Below are 16,134 nucleotides of genomic sequence, written 5' to 3' on the forward strand. Positions count from 1 at the left end.
TGGTCTGGCCGACGCATCACTCCGTGTTCGAGGAATCCCCCGCCCATGTCCACGACCAAGTCCCGTCCGCGCGCGCCGCTCAAGGCGCCCGCGCCCAGGCTGACCGGCAACAAGCTCCCGGCCCAGCATCGCGCGACCGAGACCTACGAACATATCCTGGCGGTGACCGCGCAATTGCTCGGCGATGTCGGCGTGGAACGGCTGTCCACCAATCTGGTCTGTGCGCATGCCGGACTGACGCCACCGGCGCTGTACCGCTACTTTCCCAACAAATATGCCTTGTTGTCCGAGCTCGGCACGCGCCTGATGCAGCGGCAGAACGCGCTGGTGCCCAAGTGGATCACGCCGCAGGCGATGTCCGGTTCGCGCGAACAGGTGCAGCAGGCGCTGACCGGCCTGGTGCTGGAGACCTACCGGGTGACCAAGGCCACCGAGGGCGGTGTCTGGATCCTGCGCGCGCTGCGTGCGGTGCCGGCCTTGCAGCAGGTGCGCCTGGACTCGCACGCGCAGGTCACCAAGGCGCAGGTGCGCATGCTCGCCGAATTCTTTCCCGATGCAGACCCGCGCCAACTGCGTCTGGTCAGCCGCATCGTGGTGGACCTGATCTATGCGACCGTGGAGCTGCTGTTCGATGTGCGACTGAGCAGCCGTGCGGTGGCCGAGACAGTCGGCACGATGATCGCCGGCCACGTCGAGCAGTTGCGCGATGCAACGGCCGATGTGCCGAAAGGCAGCGCTGTGGAGCGCCGGCGAGGTTCGCCACCGGCACGGCGTTCAAACCGCGCTGGGTGATGGGCCGGCAGCGGGCGCGGTCGTCAGAGCCTGCGAAGGACGCGCCTTCCCTGCACCGAGGCATCTGGCAGGTGCAATGCGGCTGCTCGCAGGCGCTGAATGCCGCAAGCACATCCGCGCCGCATGCAACGCTCAGGGCACTGAGGGCAGCATGAGCAGATCCTGCAGTTCCGGTCCGCCGCCGCGGTTGCCGCTGCCTGCGGCGATGTACAGATCCTCGCCCACCTGTGCCGCCTGCGTGCCGTGCCTGCCGCGCGGCAAGGCCGGACCGGTCTCCCACCGCGCGGTGGCCGGGTCGTAGGACTCCACCTCGGCGTGGCCGGCGACCTGGGTCGTGCTTTCGCCGCCCAACAGCATGACCCGGCCGTGATGCGCGACGGTTGCCGCGCCCGCGCGCGGGGTGGGCAGCGTGGCATCGGCCACCGACCAGGTGGCCTGCCGCAGATCGTAGATATCCAGCTGCGGGATCGTTTGCGACAGCGTGTCGCCGGTGTCGTGCGAAGACCGGCGCCCGCCGCCCGCGTAGAGCTTGCCGTCGAGCACCACGGCCTGGAAGTGATCGCGCGCATGCGGCGCATCGGGCAGGCGCGTCCAGCGCTGGGTCCGCGTGTCGAAGGCGTCCAGCCAGGGCACATAGCCGCTGTTGTGGCCACGCGTATTGCCGCCCACCAGATACAGCACTCCGTCGTGCGCGACGGTACCGGCCGAACCGCGGCGGCGATCGGCAGGAATCTCCGCGCCCGTCTGCCAGCGGTCGGTGGCCGGGTCGTAGATCAGCAGATGCGTCAATGCCGCTTCGTTGGGATAGTCGCCGGTAAACCCGCCCACCAGATAGAGCTTGCCTGCCCAGACCGCCGCCTGGGCGTGGTTGACCGCCAATGGCGGTGCGCTGCCGCGCGACCAGCGCCGGGTGCGGGTATCGAAGATATCCAGCGGGCGTTCGCCGCGACCGCCGAGCAAATACAGGCGCTCGCCAATGGCGGCCATGCTGTTTTCGTGGCGTGCGTGCGGCTCGCCCTGCGCCTGCACCGCGCGCCATTGCTGCTTGCTGGTCGATCCGGCTGGTTCGAGGTCATTGGCCTGCCCGCTGACAGGCATGCTTGCGGTCACCACGAGCAGGAACACCGCGCAGAACGACGTTGCCAAGCGATGCATCGGTGTTCCTTGGTTGCAAAGAGCGACCAGTCTACTTACCTGTCGACGCACCGCCATAGCAGAAAGCGGACAGAGCCGCGACGCGCGTAGCGACCGCAACAGTGCGGCGCTGCCACCACGCTGACGATGGCAGTGGTCGATCATCTGCATTGCGGTGTTGCAGCCGGATACGCAGCGCACTTCAACAAGCCCAGCGCCTTTGCTGCTTGCAAGTGCCCGGGGAGACGCCGGCTCTTCACGTCCGACAGCACCGCGTATGCAAACACTACCGCGACCGCAATGACAGGAGACCTGCGTGACGCGTTCCCCGACAACTTCCCGTTCGGCGACAACGCCGCCCAAGAGCGTCGCCGCTGCGGCGGCGCGTGGACTGCGCCTGCGCGAGCAGCACGGCCGTGGCGGTACCGCCGTTGGTGTGGCGCGTGCGCGCGATCTCTCCGCACAAACGTCGCTGTCTGCACAGACCATTGGACGCATGCATGCGTACTTCGCGCGACACAGCGTGGACAAGAGCGGCAAGGGTTGGGCGGATGCCAAGGCGCCATCGGCCGGCTACATCGCCTGGCTGCTCTGGGGCGGCGATGCAGGCCAGCGCTGGGCAGCGCGTGTGTACGCGCGCCTGCACCAGGCAAGCGCGACCAAGGGCGCCAGCAGCGGAAATGGCTCGAAAAAGACTGCTGTAAAGAAGGTTAAAGCAAAGAAGAGTGCAACCAGGCAAGCCGCAGCCAAAAAAACGGCGACCAAGAAGTCAGCAAAAAAGACAGTCGCAAAAAAGACCGCACCGAATAAGCGCACCACGAAAAAAACGGCGGCCGCAAGCGCCTCTGCCAGAAAGACTGCATCGTCCAAGGTCGCAAGCAAGGCAAGCAAGGCAAGCAAGAAAGCTGCAGCAAGGAGCAGCGCGGCTGAGAAGAAAGGCGCGACCAAGAAAGCGCCATCAAGGCGCACTGCGGCCAAGAAGAAGAGCACCTCCACAGCTGCGAAACAGCGTGCAGGCAAGACGTCCGCGCCCTGGAGCACGTCCAGCCCAAAGAGCGCTTCGCGCTCCAAGCCACTGTCTGCATCGCAGAAGACCCAGGCCCGCAAGCGCGCAAAAGCCGCAGGCCGCCCATATCCGAATCTGGTGGACAACATGGCCGTCGCCAGCAAGCGCAGCACGAGCAAGCGTGCGGCCAAGTCCGGCGGCACGAAACAGCGTGCAGGGAAGAAATAGCGGTATCGTTAACGCGCGTTTGTGCGTGCTGCGCTCGGAGGTGCAGCGGCACAGGCCCGTCTCTTGTCGGCATGCCCCCGGTCCGAGGCAGTGCCGACTAAGCCGTGGAGCGGTGGCGCTTGCTGTCGCCCCGGCATCGGTCCGAGCAGTACTTCACCTGGTCCCACACACGCTCCCACTTCTTGCGCCAACGAAACGGCCGCCCGCATTGCACGCAGACCTTCTCCGGTAGATCCTGTTTTTTGCGTGTTGCCATAGGCTGGAAGGACTGGGACACGTGTCGGTGCAGGGGGGTGCAAAGCATGTCATAGCGAGGTCCACTGCAAAATGCCGTCTCGGACTTCATGCAGGCAGCTGCCCAGAACACAGCAGTACATGGGCGGGGAGACCGGCGCGCACGCTTTGTTATAGTTCGCAGGAAGCGGTTTGGCGGCACGTCTCGGACATCGCAAGGCGGCACGCTCACATTCTCAAACAAGGACGTGCGTGAAAACATTGTTGCTGGTCGCGTCGGCCCTTTTGTACGTTGCCGCACTCTGCCTTCCTGCACTGCATGGTGGTGCCGAGCACGTGAGCGGCGTTGTCCTGCTCCTGTTCGGCTGGATCCAGGTGCTCGACGGCCAATGCGTCGCCTGGTTAGGCAACCTGCTGTTCTTCAGTGCGTGGCTCTGTTACCTCTTCAAATCAGATAGGACGGCATTGGGCCTGCTGCTGTCGGCATGCCTGATCGGCATGGATACCTTTCGTGCCACCCGCTATCTGAAAAACGAAGCCGGACACGAAGTGATGATCGACCGGATAGGCGCAGCCTTCTACGTATGGGAGCTGAGCTTTCTGGTCCTGGTGATCGTGGTGCTGATGCGTCTGTCGGAGACGCGTGGCGTCACGCGACCGAATACGGTTTGATACCGTAACCGCCGCCAGGACTTTTGAGGCGCGTGGGGAGCGAGCCTGTCACTTCCATCGAGCTGCTCACATAAGCGCTTCTGAAGCTTGGACACACGGAGGTTGGTCATGGACACCAGCATCAATGTAGAAACGCAAACCATCCCGACCCTGCCGAGCCGTTCGATTCCGCAGACGGTGGCGTTCTATCGGCAGCTGGGCTTTGTCGGCGATGCGCATCCGCATGATGCAGGTTACGCAATCCTGCGACGTGGCGATGTGGAGCTGCACTTCTTCGCGCATCCGGACCTGGATCCGGCCGGCTGTTATGCGGGCTGTTACATCAGGGTAGGCGATGTGGATGCCGTCCACGCAGCGATGAAGCTTGCCGCCTTGCCCGAGCAAGGCATTCCACGGCTCGACCCGGTTGGCGACAAGCCCTGGGGCATGCGTGAGTTCGCCATCGTCGATGAGAGCGGCAATCTGCTGCGGATCGGGCAGGTGATCGCGTCCGGGTGATGCATTGCGTGGGCGAGGCGACTGCACTGCTCGCCCCGCCTGATTCCACCGCTCGCCAATGAGATGGTGCTGTGCACCGTCTTATACGTCACCCATCGACCCAAGGGCGTGTGTCACTTCAGCAGGGGTGGCCATGCCGAGCGCTGCATAGGCCGCCTGCAAGGACGCACGAAAACGTGCGTCTGCGGGCAACGATCCGAACACCGCCTCCAATGTCAGAAAATCAGCGACATCATGACCTGCATCGCCAGTCGCGTTGCGGCCAAGCGCGCTGAGGACATCGTTCAACGGGTCGGTCAGCGGAACGCCGTTGTGCGCCTGCCTGCGGACGAAATGCAGCCACGCCGCAACGGCCAGGCATAGGCGCTGGATCGGTCGGCCGGTAGCGAGTGCGTCGCCGATCGTGCCGAGCAGGCGCACCGGGAGTTTCTGCGAGCCGTCCCAGGCGATCTGGGCGAGCAGGTGCCCAATGGCGGGATTGCGAAAACGGGCAAGGATGGCGCTGCTGTAGCGTTGCGCATCAAAGCCCTGCATGGCCTGCAGGGTGGGTGCGATCTCCGCGCGCATCAACGTTTCCAGGTACGCGGCAAGTTCGCGGTGACGCATGGCCTCGGCCACGGTTTCCAGGTTCAGCAGGCTGCCGAGATAGGCCAGCGCCGAGTGCGGCGCGTTGAGCAGGCGCAGCTTGGCGCGCGCGTAGCCGGCGATGTCTTCGCTCAGGGTGACGCCGGCGTGCTCGAATGCGGGGCGACCATTGCTGAAGCGGTCTTCGATCACCCACTGGCTGTAGCGCTCGCGCTGGATCGGCCAGGCATCGTCCACGCCAAGCTGATCGTGTACGCGCGTGCGCAGCGCGTCATCGGTGGCGGGCGTGATGCTGTCGACCATCGAGCGCGGGAACGCTGCGTGCTGCGTGATCCATTGCGCAAGCGCGGGGTCGGTCTGTTCTGCAAGCCGCACGACCGCGCGCTGCAGCAGCGTGCCGTTGTCGGTGAGGTTGTCGCAGCTCAACGCAGTGAATGGCGCGGTGCCGTTGTGCCTGCGCTGCTGCAGGCCGGCGACGAGGTAGCCGATGGCACTGCGTGGACTCGCGGGATGGGCGATGTCGTGGGCGATGTCCGGATGCGAGAGGTCGAGCGTGTCGCCGGCCAGGCAGTAGCCTTTCTCGGTGATGGTCAGCGTGACCAGGCGTACTGCCGGGTCGGCAAGGCGCGCGAGCACGGCGGCGTGTTCGTCTGCGGCGCACAGTACTTCGCGGATGGCACCGATGACACGCAGGTGCGGGTGTTCGTCGAGCAGGGCGAGGGTGTACAGACCATGCTGTGGGCGCAAGGCATCGCGCACGTGCGGGCGATGCAGCGAGACGGCGCTGATGGCCCAGCTGGGGTCTTCGGCAAGCAGGTCGTCGATATAGACGGCCTGGTGAGCACGGTGGAAGGCACCTGCGCCCAGATGCACGATGCCGATGGTGGGGCTTGCCGGGTCATAGCTGGGCCTTGAAACCACCGGCGGCAATGTGGCCAGGGTGTCGCGCGAAAGACGTGGTGCTTGCATCGTGTCGCCTGTGAGGTAGGAGTGTTTGGAGGAAGGGCTGCGCCGAACCCTCACCCCAACCCCTTTCCCGCAAGGAAAGGGGATTTGCAGTAATCGTGGCCGAAGGAGTTGTCGATCCACGGCCGCATGGCGAGAGTGTGGGCGGCTGTTACTTGTCGGTCACGGTAAAGCGCTGCCTGGCGCGGATATCTGCACTGGAGGCGCCGATCTGCACTTCATAGGCGCCAGGGTCCACCGCATACGCCTTGCGCTGCGCGTCGTAGATGCGCAGCGCGTTCTTTGCGTCGAGGGTGAAATGCAACGCGCGCTGCTCGCCCGGCTGCAGGGCGATACGTTGAAATCCGTGCAATTCCTTGCCGGCACGTTCGCGTTGCGGGGTGAGCGGATGCAGATACAGCTGCACTACCTCATCGCCTGCGCGTTGGCCGGTGTTCTTCACCGTGACGGTGGCAGTAAGCGAGCCATCGGCTGCGATGGTGGTGCGGTCCAGGCGCAGGCCGGAATAGGCGAACTGCGTGTACGACAGGCCGTGGCCGAACGGATACAGCGGCGTGCCGCCGAAGTAGCGGTAGGTGCGGCCGCGCATGGCGTAGTCGTCGAACGCCGGCAGGGTTTCGCTTTCCTTGTAGAACGTCACCGGCAAGCGGCCGCCCGGGTTGGCATCGCCGAACAGCGTGTCGGCCACCGCGGTGCCGCCGCGCTGGCCGGGATACCAGGCCAGCAGGATCGCCGGCAGGTGCTGCTGCGCCCAATCGATGGCCAGCGCCGAGCCGGTGGTCAGCACCGCCACCACCGGCTTGCCGGTGGCCTGCAAGGCTTCGAGCAGGTCGCGCTGCGGCTTGGGCAGGCGCAGGTCGGTGCGGTCGCCGCCGGCAAATCCGGGGTAGTTCACCTTCATCTCTTCGCCTTCGACATCGCCGGTCAGGCCACCGACGAAGACCACCACATCGGCGCTGCGCGCCACGTCCAGCGCCTCCTGCAAGGGCGGCTTGGCCCCGGGTTGGCGCCAGGCTAGGCGCACCCCGGCATCGCGCTCGCCTTCGAAGTATTCCAGCCGCACCTGGTAGGCACGGCCGGCCTGCAGCTGCACGTCGACGCCATCGACGTGCAGGCGGTCGCTGGTGCTCCAACGGTCGATCACCGGCTTGCCGTCCAGGTACAGGCGTACGCCGTCGTCGGCGGCTGCTTCCAGGTGGTAGGTGCCGGTGGTCGGCGGGACCAGCTGGCCGCTCCAGCGGATGCTGAAGTTGTCCGCCGGCACCGCCTCGCTCGGGCCAGCCTCGCCACGCGCCAGCAGATTGTCGGTCGGCGAACCGCGGTCCCATTTGAAGCCGATTTGCGCATCCACGCGCACCAGGGCCGGCGTGCCGGACAAATCGCGGTTGCGAAAATACTCGCCCCGCAAACCGCGTTCGGGCGAGTTGGCCGACGGCCGCAGGTATTGCGGTTCGATCAGCGGCGTGGCGGCGGGGTCGTCGCGCCCCTCGACCAGGTCGGCGCCGCGCGCGTACAGCACCTGCGCATTCGGGGCCGCGGCGCGGATACCTTGCAGCACGGTGACCGGCGCGGCCGGCGTGCCGTAGTAGTTGCCGAGCAGTGCCATGGTGTCATCGGCGGTGGGGCCGATCACCGCGATGCGCTTGAGCTTGGCCCGCGACAACGGCAACAGGCCATCGTTCTTCAGCAGCACCAGCGATTCGCGCGCGGTGCGCCGCGCCAGCGCATCGTGCGCCGGCGACTGGTTGACCGAGGCGGGAATCGTCGACCACGGCAACTGCCCGGGCGGATCGAACATGCCCAGGCGCATGCGCGCGGTCATCAAGGTCGTCAACGCGGTGTCGATCTGCGCCTCGTCGATCAGGCCCTGGCGGACCGCCGCCGGCAGGGTGGAATACTCCTCCCCGCATTCCAGTTCGGTGCCATGCTTGACCGCCAGCGCGGCGGCTTGTTCGCGGGTGGCGACGATCTTGTGGTGCTTCCAGATATCCACGATTGCCCAGCAATCGGACACCACGTAGCCCTTGAAGCCCCATTGCTGGCGCAGCACATCCTGCAGCAGGAACTTGCTGGCACTGGCCGACTCGCCGTACACGCGGTTGTAGGCACCCATCACCGCATCCACCTTGCCGTCCTTGACCAGTGCCTCGAACGCCAGCAGGTAGGTCTCGTACAGGTCGCGCTGGGAGGGGCGCGCATCGAAGTGGTGACGATCGGCTTCCGGGCCGCTGTGCACGGCGAAATGCTTGGCGGTGGCGTCAAGCTTGCGGTACGGCTCACCTTGCGCGTTCTTCGGTGCGTCGGCGCCTTCGCCCTGCAGGCCCTGCACGAAGGTCACGCCCATGCGCGCGGTGAGGAAGGGATCTTCGCCGTAAGTTTCCTGGCCGCGGCCCCAGCGTGGATCGCGGAAGATATTGATGTTCGGCGACCAGAAGGTCAGCCCCTGATAGCGCGCGTGCTGGTTCTGGCGCAGGAACTGATGATGCTTGGCACGCGCCTCGTCGCTGATGGCGGTGGCGACCTCGTGCATCAGCGGCAGGTCGAAGGTGGCGGCCATGCCGATCGCCTGTGGGAACACCGTCGCCCCGCCGGCGCGCGCCACGCCATGCAGCGCCTCGTTCCACCAATCGTAGGCCGGCACCCCCAGGCGCGGAATCGCCGGCGCAGCGTTCTGCATCTGCGCGGCCTTTTCTTCCAGCGTCATGCGCGACACCAGATCGGCCGCGCGTTGTTCGAAACTGCGTTGGGTATCCAGATACGGCGGCGGCGCGGCATGGGCAGCGCCTGCGGTACATGCCAGTGCGAGCAGGACACCCTGCGCGAGCGAACGAAACGGGGCGGGCGGATGCGAAGGCATGGTCAGTCCTGTGAAGGGCGGTCGGGATGCGATTGGGCGAATGGCCCGATCACGCTGCCGACGAAGCCGCCGGCCTTTTCGGTGCTGAGAAAGCTGGCGTCGTCGTTGCGGCGTAGCCATTGCCAGCCGCGGCCATCGGCATCGAAGGCGAAGCTATACGCACCACCATCGCCGCTGATCTGCAGCCGCAGCTGTGCAGTGGCCGGGATGCGGGTCTGCGCCAGCGTGGTGGTGGCCGCGCCCTCGCGCTTGTCCAGAAACACCTGGACGGCATCGCCATCGCGACGGGCGCCGAGTGCATACCACGCGGTCGAATTCTGAAATGCGGCCAAGCCTGCACGGATGCCCGCCTGGGTCGGGACCTCCAGTGCGGTGCTGGCGGTGAAACGCAGATGTTGCTGGCGGCGTGCGAGAAACGCGGGCGTGCCGGTACCGTCCAGCCCCTGGCTGCTGGCATGCAACGTCAACCAGCCTGCCCGCGTACGCAGGTCGGCCACGTCGTGCTTTGGCACGCGCACGGTCAGCCATTCGCGTTGCAGCGTGGCCTGATCGAAATCGTCATGCCAGACGAAGTTGCCCGACAATGGTGCCTGCGTGGCAACTGCCTTCATGCCTGCGGGCGCCTTGGCGATGTAAGGAATCGGCTGTCCCGCCGGCAGGATCGAGGGCCAGCCATCGCGCCACTGCACCGGCAGCAAAAACGTTTCGCGCCCGGTGTTGTAGTGATCGCCGCGATACGGACGGCTTGCGAGAAACACCGCCCACCACTGCCCGTCCGTTGTGTCGACCAGGTCCACGTGGCCGGCGTTGCTGACCGGATGCGCGCGCCCGGCCGGCAGATCGCGTTGGGTCAGGATGGGGTTGTTCGGTGCCGGTGCATACGGCCCCCACACGTTGCGGCTGCGCAACACCACCTGCGAATGCTGCGGCCCGGTGCCGCCCTCCGCACATGAGAGGTAGTACCACCCGTCGCGTTGATACAGGTGCGGGCCTTCGATCCAGATCGGCTTGCTGGCCAGGTCCACGCCGCCATTGAGCAGCACCTTGCGCGGGCCGACAGGCGCATTCTTCGCGATATCGAAGCGCTGCATCCAGATCGCGCGATGCCCGTCGTACAACGGCGTGCCTTCCGGCGGGCCGTTGTTGAGCAGGTACGCGCTGCCATCGGTATCGAAGAACACGGACGGGTCGATGCCGTCGATGCTGGGCAGCCACGTCAATGCCGACCATGGGCCCGCCGCATTGCTGGCACTGGCGATGAAATTGCCACCGCTGTCGACCGAGGTACCCACCACGTAAAAACGCCCGTCGTGATGGCGGATGCTGGCGGCATACATGCCGCGCGACATGCGCAGCCCGTCGTAGTCGAGCTGCTCGCGGCGTTCGACCACGTTGCCAATCTGGGTCCAATGCACAAGATCGGTGCTCTCCAGCACCGGGATCGCCGGAAAGTAGGTAAACGTCGAATTGACCAGGTAATAGCGCTCTCCCACACGCGTGATGCTGGGGTCCGGGTAGAAACCGGCCAGCACCGGATTGCGGTAGTGCCCGGCCGGCAGCGGCGTGGCGAACACCGCATCGTCGCCGCGGTATTCGAACCAGTCGAACGCAACATCGGCAGCGGCCTGCGCCTGCGCGTTCGCAGGCACCGCCAAGGCCATCAGCAGGGCCACACACGTGGCAGGAAACGCGCGCATCACCAATCCCACATCGCGCCGTCTTCCAGTCGCGCGATCGGCAACTGCTTGGGCACGTAGGGATACTTCGCTGCAAGCGCTTCGTCGATGTCCACGCCATGCCCCGGTGTCTCGCCGCAGTGCAGGCGGCCATCGCGGAATTGGTAGTCGTGCGGGAACACCGCATTGGCCTCGTCGGAATGGAACATGTATTCCTGGATGCCGAAGTTGGGCACCCAGGTGTCGAAGTGCAGGGCGGCGCCCATGCACACCGGCGAAAGGTCGGTGGCGCCGTGGAAGCCGGTGCGCACCTGATGCAGCGCGGCGAAATCGGCCAGCCGGCGCACATGGGTGATGCCGCCAGCGTGGACGATCGTGGTGCGGATGTAGTCGATCAGCTGCTGCTCGATCAGGTGCTTGCAGTCCCAGATTGAGTTGAATACCTCACCCACTGCCAGCGGCGTCACGGTGTGCTGGCGAACGATCTCGAACGCACGCTGGTTTTCCGCCGGTGTGGCATCTTCCAGCCAGAACAGCCGGTACGGCTCCAGGTCGCGACCCAGCCGGGCGGCTTCGATCGGGGTCAGCCGATGATGCGCGTCGTGCAGCAGCTCGATCGCGTCGCCATGGTCGGCGCGCAGTTGCTCGAACAGGCGCGGCACGACGCCGAGGTAGCGCGGCGTGGACCACACGGTTTCGGTGGGCAGCTCGCTTTCGGCCGGTTCGTACGGTTTGCCGCCGACAGAAATGCCGTAGGTCTTCTTGATGCCGGGCACGCCGCATTGCGCGCGAATCGCGATGAAGCCCATCTCGCGGAAGCGGCCCACCTCGTCGCTGGTTTCGGCGATATCGCGCCCGTTGGCATGCCCGTACACCAGCGCACCTTCGCGCGAGCGCCCGCCAAGCAGCTGATACAGCGGCATGCCGGCCATCTTGCCCAGGATGTCCCACAACGCCACATCCACTGCGGCAATCGCGCTCATCGTCACCGGTCCGCGCCGCCAGTACGCGCCGCGGTAGAAGAACTGCCAGATGTCTTCGATGCGCCCGGCATCGCGACCAATCAGGTTCGGCACCAGGTGTTCCTGCAGATACGCGGCCACCGCCAGTTCGCGCCCGTTGAGCGTGGCATCGCCCACGCCGGTGATGCCCGAACGCGTGCGGATCTTCAAGGTGACGAAATTGCGCCCCGGGCAGGTGACGATGACGCGCGCCTCGACGATCTCGCGGTCGCGGGCAGAGCCTTGCAGCGGTGCAGGGGAGTCGGAAGTCTGTGACATCGTGATCTCGCTCAGGGGGAAGAGGTGGCAGTGATGGGAAGTTCGAACGGGCCGGCCGGCAGGCCGCTGCGGTCGTACAAGGTGCACACCGGGCTGTCGGCCCAGCAGTAGCGCACGCGCGTTGCGGTCATGCCGGACGGAATGCGCACGCTGACATCGTGGCCCTGCAGTGTGGCGCTGGCATAGCGGCAAGTGCCGGACGCCTCGCCGCACAGCTCGAAGCCGATCGGTGCGTCGTTGCCATAGCTCAGCAAGGTGGTGTCCACGTCATCGAAGCGGATGCGCACGCTGTCGCGCTCGCGCTGCACGCTGCGCGGCACCGGGCCGGACGGCGCAATCGCCTCGCCATACACCACATGCCGCGCCGCGCGCGCCAGGCGCCGGCCCAGCTCCTGCTTGTTGGCCGGATGGATGTCGTAGCGGTCGCCGATATCGATCGCCACCGCCAATCCTGCGTGCGCGTCGCTGGCCACAAAGCGTCGCTGCGCCTCGCGCAATTGCGCCCAGCCGCTGTCGGTCGGCTGGGTAGGCGGTGCGCCGTAATTGGCCAACTGCACCACCAGCAACGGCAGGCCTGCACCGAAGCGCTGCCGCCAGTCGCGCTGCCAGGCAGTGAGCAAGGCCGGATAACGCGCTGCATCGCCGGTATTGGATTCGCCCTGGTACCACAGCACGCCGCGCAGGCCCAGGTGTTCCAGCGGCGCGATCATGCCGTTGTACAAGGTGGTCAGCCCGGCGGCCGACGACCACGGTGCGCGCGGTGGCGTGCCCACTGCCTGCGGCACGATGCGGTATTGCCAGGGCGCGTCCAGTGCCACTGTGCTGCCGTCTGCAAATTGCAGTGCGCGCGATGGCGCGTCGCCCAGCAGCCCGCCGCGGCGATAGGTATTGAGCACATTGAGCACGATGCTGTTGCGCCCGGCATGCAGCAGTCCGCGCGGTAGCGCATAGCGACGTGGTTGATCGGCGCCATAGCTGCTGCCCACGCCGCGTCCGTTGACCCAGGTCTGGTCCAGTTCGTCCACCGGCCCGAGTCGCAACGAGGCGTCCTGTGCGGCCTGTGCCGGGGTCAGCTCGACGCTGGTGCGGTACCAGACCATGCCGTTGAAGCCGACCAGTTGCGGCACGCCCCAGTCGTCCCATGCGCCCAAGGCCGGCGGCGCATCCTGCCAATGGCCAGGCGCATCCGGCTGCCACGGTTCGCCTTCGCCATGGGCACGCCACCAGCGTTCCCACAGCGCGGCCCACCGCGGTGCGGCCGCCACCGGGTCGGTTGCATAGCGCGCCAGCACATCCAGTGCCGGACCATCGTCGCCGGCCGCACGCAGGGCCTTGTCGCCGATCCAGGCCTGCAGTTGCGACCCGCCCCATGACGCATTGATCAACCCCATCGGCACGTCGACCTGCTTCTGCAACTCGCGTGCGAAGTAGTAACAGGCAGCCGAAAAGTCCTTCACCGTCTCCGGTGTGGTGCGCTGCCAGGTTGCAGCGCCGCCGAAACCGCGTTGCGGTGTCGGGCTGGATTGCGCGGGCACCTTGAACATGCGGATGCTGGGGTGGTCGGCATCGGCAATCTCGCTGCGCGAATCCAGCGTGCGATGTACCTGCAGTTCCATGTTCGATTGCCCCGAACACAGCCAGACATCGCCGATCAGCACGTCATCGATCTGCTGCATCGCACCGTTGGCAGTGCTGGCCTTCAGGCTGTACGGCCCGCCGGCGGCGTGCGCGGGCAAGCGCGCCTCCCAGTGACCTTGCCGGTCTGCGCGCGTCTGCACCTGCGCACTGTCCAGTTGCACGGTCACACGCGTGCCCGGCGCCGTATCGCCCCACAGGCGGATCGGCGCATCGCGTTGCAGCACCGCATGGTCCTGAAACACCGGATGCAGCAGCGGCCCATCCGCGGCGCGCGCAAGTTGCGGCAACAGCAACGCCGACAGCGTGCCGATCAATATCTTTACGCGACATGCGCTCACTTCGGATTCCCCGGTGCATACGGAAATGTCAGTGCCTGGTAATACGCCAGCGGGTGCGCCGGCGGGCTGACGCCTGCAGGCAGCGGGCGCCCGGACACGCTCTGGAAATAGGCGATGCTGGCATCGCGCCACCACTGCGCCTCACCTTGCTGGATCGCCAGAAAATCGGCGACCTGCTGGTAGCGCTGTGCATCGATCTTGCCGGCCAGATGCTGCCAGGTCGTGCGCATCGCAGCGACCTCGGCCACGCCATGGTCGTAACGTCGCACCAGTTCGTCCCACAGCGGTCTGCCGGAGGCCATGCGGTGATCCCACGGCACATGATGGAACCACAGCAGCAACGGCTCGGGCACGCGCCGCACATCGCCGAACTCGCGCGCCACCGGCGGCGCATATTGCGCAACGGCATTGCTGCCGCTGGCGCTGCGGTCGAAGCCGATCCCGTTGCGGTCGGCGCGGTGGTAATACACCGGATCCCAGTCCGGACGTTCGCTGCCGGCATCCCACGGCGCCGGGCCGTAATGGTGGCCGCGCCCCATCAGGTGATGCAGGCCGAGCGGAGTCATGTAGTCCACCACTGCCTCGCGCGAACGCAGCATCATGCCGACCACCGGCTCGACCACCGCCGGATCGTTGGAAAAGGTCATGCGCGTCCATTCCTGCGCAATGGCCTGCGGCGACAGCTGCGGGTCCCACGCCAGCCGCCCGTACGCGTACCAGTTGGCCTGATCGAAGATCGAGCCGCTCCAGTTGCGATCGGCGCCGATATTGGCCACGCCGGCGATCCCGGTCAGCCGTGTGCGTTTGCTCTCGGCGAACAAGCTGCCATCCACTGTCTTTGCAACGGTCGAGCCCTTGCCGCGCGCATAGGTGTCGGCTTGCAAGGTCTCGGAAAACAGCGGGCCCAGATAGGCCAGATGGGTGGAAAAGCCCAGATATTCCTTGGTGATCTGAAACTCCGGCATCAATGGCGTCTTGCCCATCGCACCGAACAATGGGTGAAACGGCTCGCGTGGCTGGAAGTCGATGGCCCCGTTTTTCACCTGCACGATCACGTTGTCGGCAAACGCGCCATCCAGCGGCACGAACTCGCTGTAGGCCTGCTTGGCGCGGTCGTCCGGCTGCTCATGCGAATAGACGAAGGCGCGCCACATCACCACCCCGCCGTGCGGCGCCAAGGCATCGGCCAGCAGGTTCGCGCCATCGGCGTGGCTGCGTCCATAGTCCTGCGGGCCGGGCTGGCCTTCGGAGTTGGCCTTGACCAGGAACCCGCCGAAATCCGGAATGCGCGCATAGATGGCGTCGGCGGTATCGCGCCACCAGCGCCGTACCTGCGGGTCCAGCGGGTCGGCGGTTTTCAGGCCACCGATTTCGATCGGTGCACTGAAACGCGCGCTGAGGAACACACGAATCCCGTACGGACGAAACACCTTCGCCAGGGCGGCCGCCTTGTCGAGGTATTGCGGCGTCAGGCTCCAGGCCTTGGCGTTGACGTTGTTGAGCACGGTTCCATTGATGCCCAGCGACGCATTGGCACGTGCGTAGTCGGTGTAACGCGGATCCAGATAGCCAGGCAGCGTCTGCCAGTTCCACAGCGACGCACCGGCATAGCCACGTTCCACCAGGCCATCGAGATTGTCCCAATGATTGAGCATGCGCAGCTGCAAGCGTGGCGACGCGCGCACATCCAGCGCTGCGAGCGATTGCCCGGTCTGCAGCAGACGCAACAGGTGGAAGGTGCCGTATAGCACCCCGAGATCGCTGCCGCCGACAATGGCGGTGATGCGATGCCCATGTACCTCGGCGCTCCGAATCAGATAGCCGTCGCGGCCCAACTGGCCTGTATCGAGCTTCAGGGCGGCAATCTGTGGCGCGCTGGCGGCGCCCAGGACGATGGCGCCATCTTGCGTTACCGCGTCCACGCGCGGCGGTGTGCGTCCCAATAATCCCTGCAGGCCGCGCGCCAGTTCATCGCGTGCTGCATGCAGGGTGGGCGAATCGCCAACGACGACCAATTGACTGGCACTGTCACGCAATTGCGCGGCATTGGCCAGCGGTTGGTAGCGCAACCATAGATCATAGCCATCCTCGGCATGCGCGTTGGCGCCGATCAACAGGCCACTGCATAACAGCGCCGCCCACATCACTGCCTGCAGCGTAAATGCGCCGACACCCGTGTCGTACCGCTGCATTGCAGACCGGCTCATGCGGCATGCTCGAGCGTCACCGG

General features: G+C 65.9%; 12 protein-coding genes. 3 read left to right on the plus strand and 9 right to left on the minus strand.

Features of this window, described 5'->3' with window-relative positions; all coding sequences use genetic code 11:
* The first annotated feature begins 45 nt into the window (after positions 1-45).
* A complete protein-coding gene (locus J7396_RS21265) occupies positions 46-792 on the plus strand; it encodes a TetR/AcrR family transcriptional regulator (RefSeq protein WP_029820776.1) in 747 nt (248 codons plus the stop codon).
* Positions 793-924: 132 nt separating this feature from the next.
* Here J7396_RS21265 and J7396_RS21270 read toward each other — a convergent pair whose 3' ends face one another.
* The 3 genes from J7396_RS21270 to J7396_RS21280 form a co-directional block, all read right to left on the minus strand.
* Positions 925-1,947, minus strand: coding sequence for a ring canal kelch (locus J7396_RS21270; protein WP_008577993.1), 1,023 nt, complete (start codon positions 1,945-1,947; stop codon positions 925-927).
* Between the two features lie 552 nt (positions 1,948-2,499).
* Entirely contained in the window at positions 2,500-3,033 is a 534-nt protein-coding gene (locus tag J7396_RS21275; protein WP_209262078.1) for a hypothetical protein, read from the minus strand.
* A 224-nt stretch (positions 3,034-3,257) separates the two neighbouring features.
* The gene (locus J7396_RS21280) at positions 3,258-3,416 is read right to left on the minus strand and encodes a DUF2256 domain-containing protein (RefSeq protein WP_011349095.1); all 159 of its coding nucleotides are present in this window, start codon (positions 3,414-3,416) and stop codon (positions 3,258-3,260) included.
* Positions 3,417-3,655: 239 nt separating this feature from the next.
* Between J7396_RS21280 and J7396_RS21285 the strand changes: the two genes are divergently transcribed.
* Both J7396_RS21285 and J7396_RS21290 read left to right on the plus strand, forming a co-directional pair.
* A complete protein-coding gene (locus J7396_RS21285; RefSeq protein ID WP_008577812.1) occupies positions 3,656-4,066 on the plus strand; it encodes a hypothetical protein in 411 nt (136 codons plus the stop codon).
* A gap of 108 nt (positions 4,067-4,174) precedes the next feature.
* Positions 4,175-4,564 (plus strand): VOC family protein, encoded by a 390-nt coding sequence (locus tag J7396_RS21290; RefSeq protein ID WP_011349093.1) that lies wholly within the window; start codon positions 4,175-4,177, stop codon positions 4,562-4,564.
* An 81-nt stretch (positions 4,565-4,645) separates the two neighbouring features.
* Here J7396_RS21290 and J7396_RS21295 read toward each other — a convergent pair whose 3' ends face one another.
* The 6 genes from J7396_RS21295 to J7396_RS21320 all read right to left on the minus strand — a co-directional run bounded on the left by J7396_RS21295 (position 4,646) and on the right by J7396_RS21320 (position 16,096).
* Positions 4,646-6,118 carry a mannitol dehydrogenase family protein gene (locus J7396_RS21295; RefSeq protein ID WP_209262070.1) on the minus strand — a complete coding sequence of 491 codons (1,473 nt, stop codon included), beginning with the start codon at positions 6,116-6,118 and terminating at the stop codon, positions 4,646-4,648.
* A 148-nt stretch (positions 6,119-6,266) separates the two neighbouring features.
* Positions 6,267-8,972 carry a glycoside hydrolase family 3 protein gene (locus J7396_RS21300; protein ID WP_209262071.1) on the minus strand — a complete coding sequence of 902 codons (2,706 nt, stop codon included), beginning with the start codon at positions 8,970-8,972 and terminating at the stop codon, positions 6,267-6,269.
* A 2-nt stretch (positions 8,973-8,974) separates the two neighbouring features.
* Entirely contained in the window at positions 8,975-10,645 is a 1,671-nt protein-coding gene (locus J7396_RS21305; protein ID WP_209262079.1) for a glycoside hydrolase family 43 protein, read from the minus strand.
* Positions 10,646-10,668: 23 nt separating this feature from the next.
* The gene (manD, locus tag J7396_RS21310; protein WP_209262072.1) at positions 10,669-11,928 is read right to left on the minus strand and encodes a D-mannonate dehydratase ManD; all 1,260 of its coding nucleotides are present in this window, start codon (positions 11,926-11,928) and stop codon (positions 10,669-10,671) included.
* 11 nt (positions 11,929-11,939) lie between these two features.
* On the minus strand, positions 11,940-13,904 hold the full coding sequence (locus tag J7396_RS21315) for a sialate O-acetylesterase (protein WP_209262073.1): 1,965 nt from the start codon (positions 13,902-13,904) through the stop codon (positions 11,940-11,942).
* Positions 13,901-16,096, minus strand: a complete 2,196-nt coding sequence (locus J7396_RS21320; RefSeq protein ID WP_209262080.1) for an alpha-glucuronidase family glycosyl hydrolase — start codon at positions 16,094-16,096, stop codon at positions 13,901-13,903. Before J7396_RS21320 ends, J7396_RS21315 begins: the two co-directional genes overlap by 4 nt.
* Between the last annotated feature and the right edge of the window lie 38 nt (positions 16,097-16,134).

Source organism: Xanthomonas sp. A1809 (assembly GCF_017746015.1).
GTDB classification, from domain to species: domain Bacteria; phylum Pseudomonadota; class Gammaproteobacteria; order Xanthomonadales; family Xanthomonadaceae; genus Xanthomonas; species Xanthomonas euvesicatoria.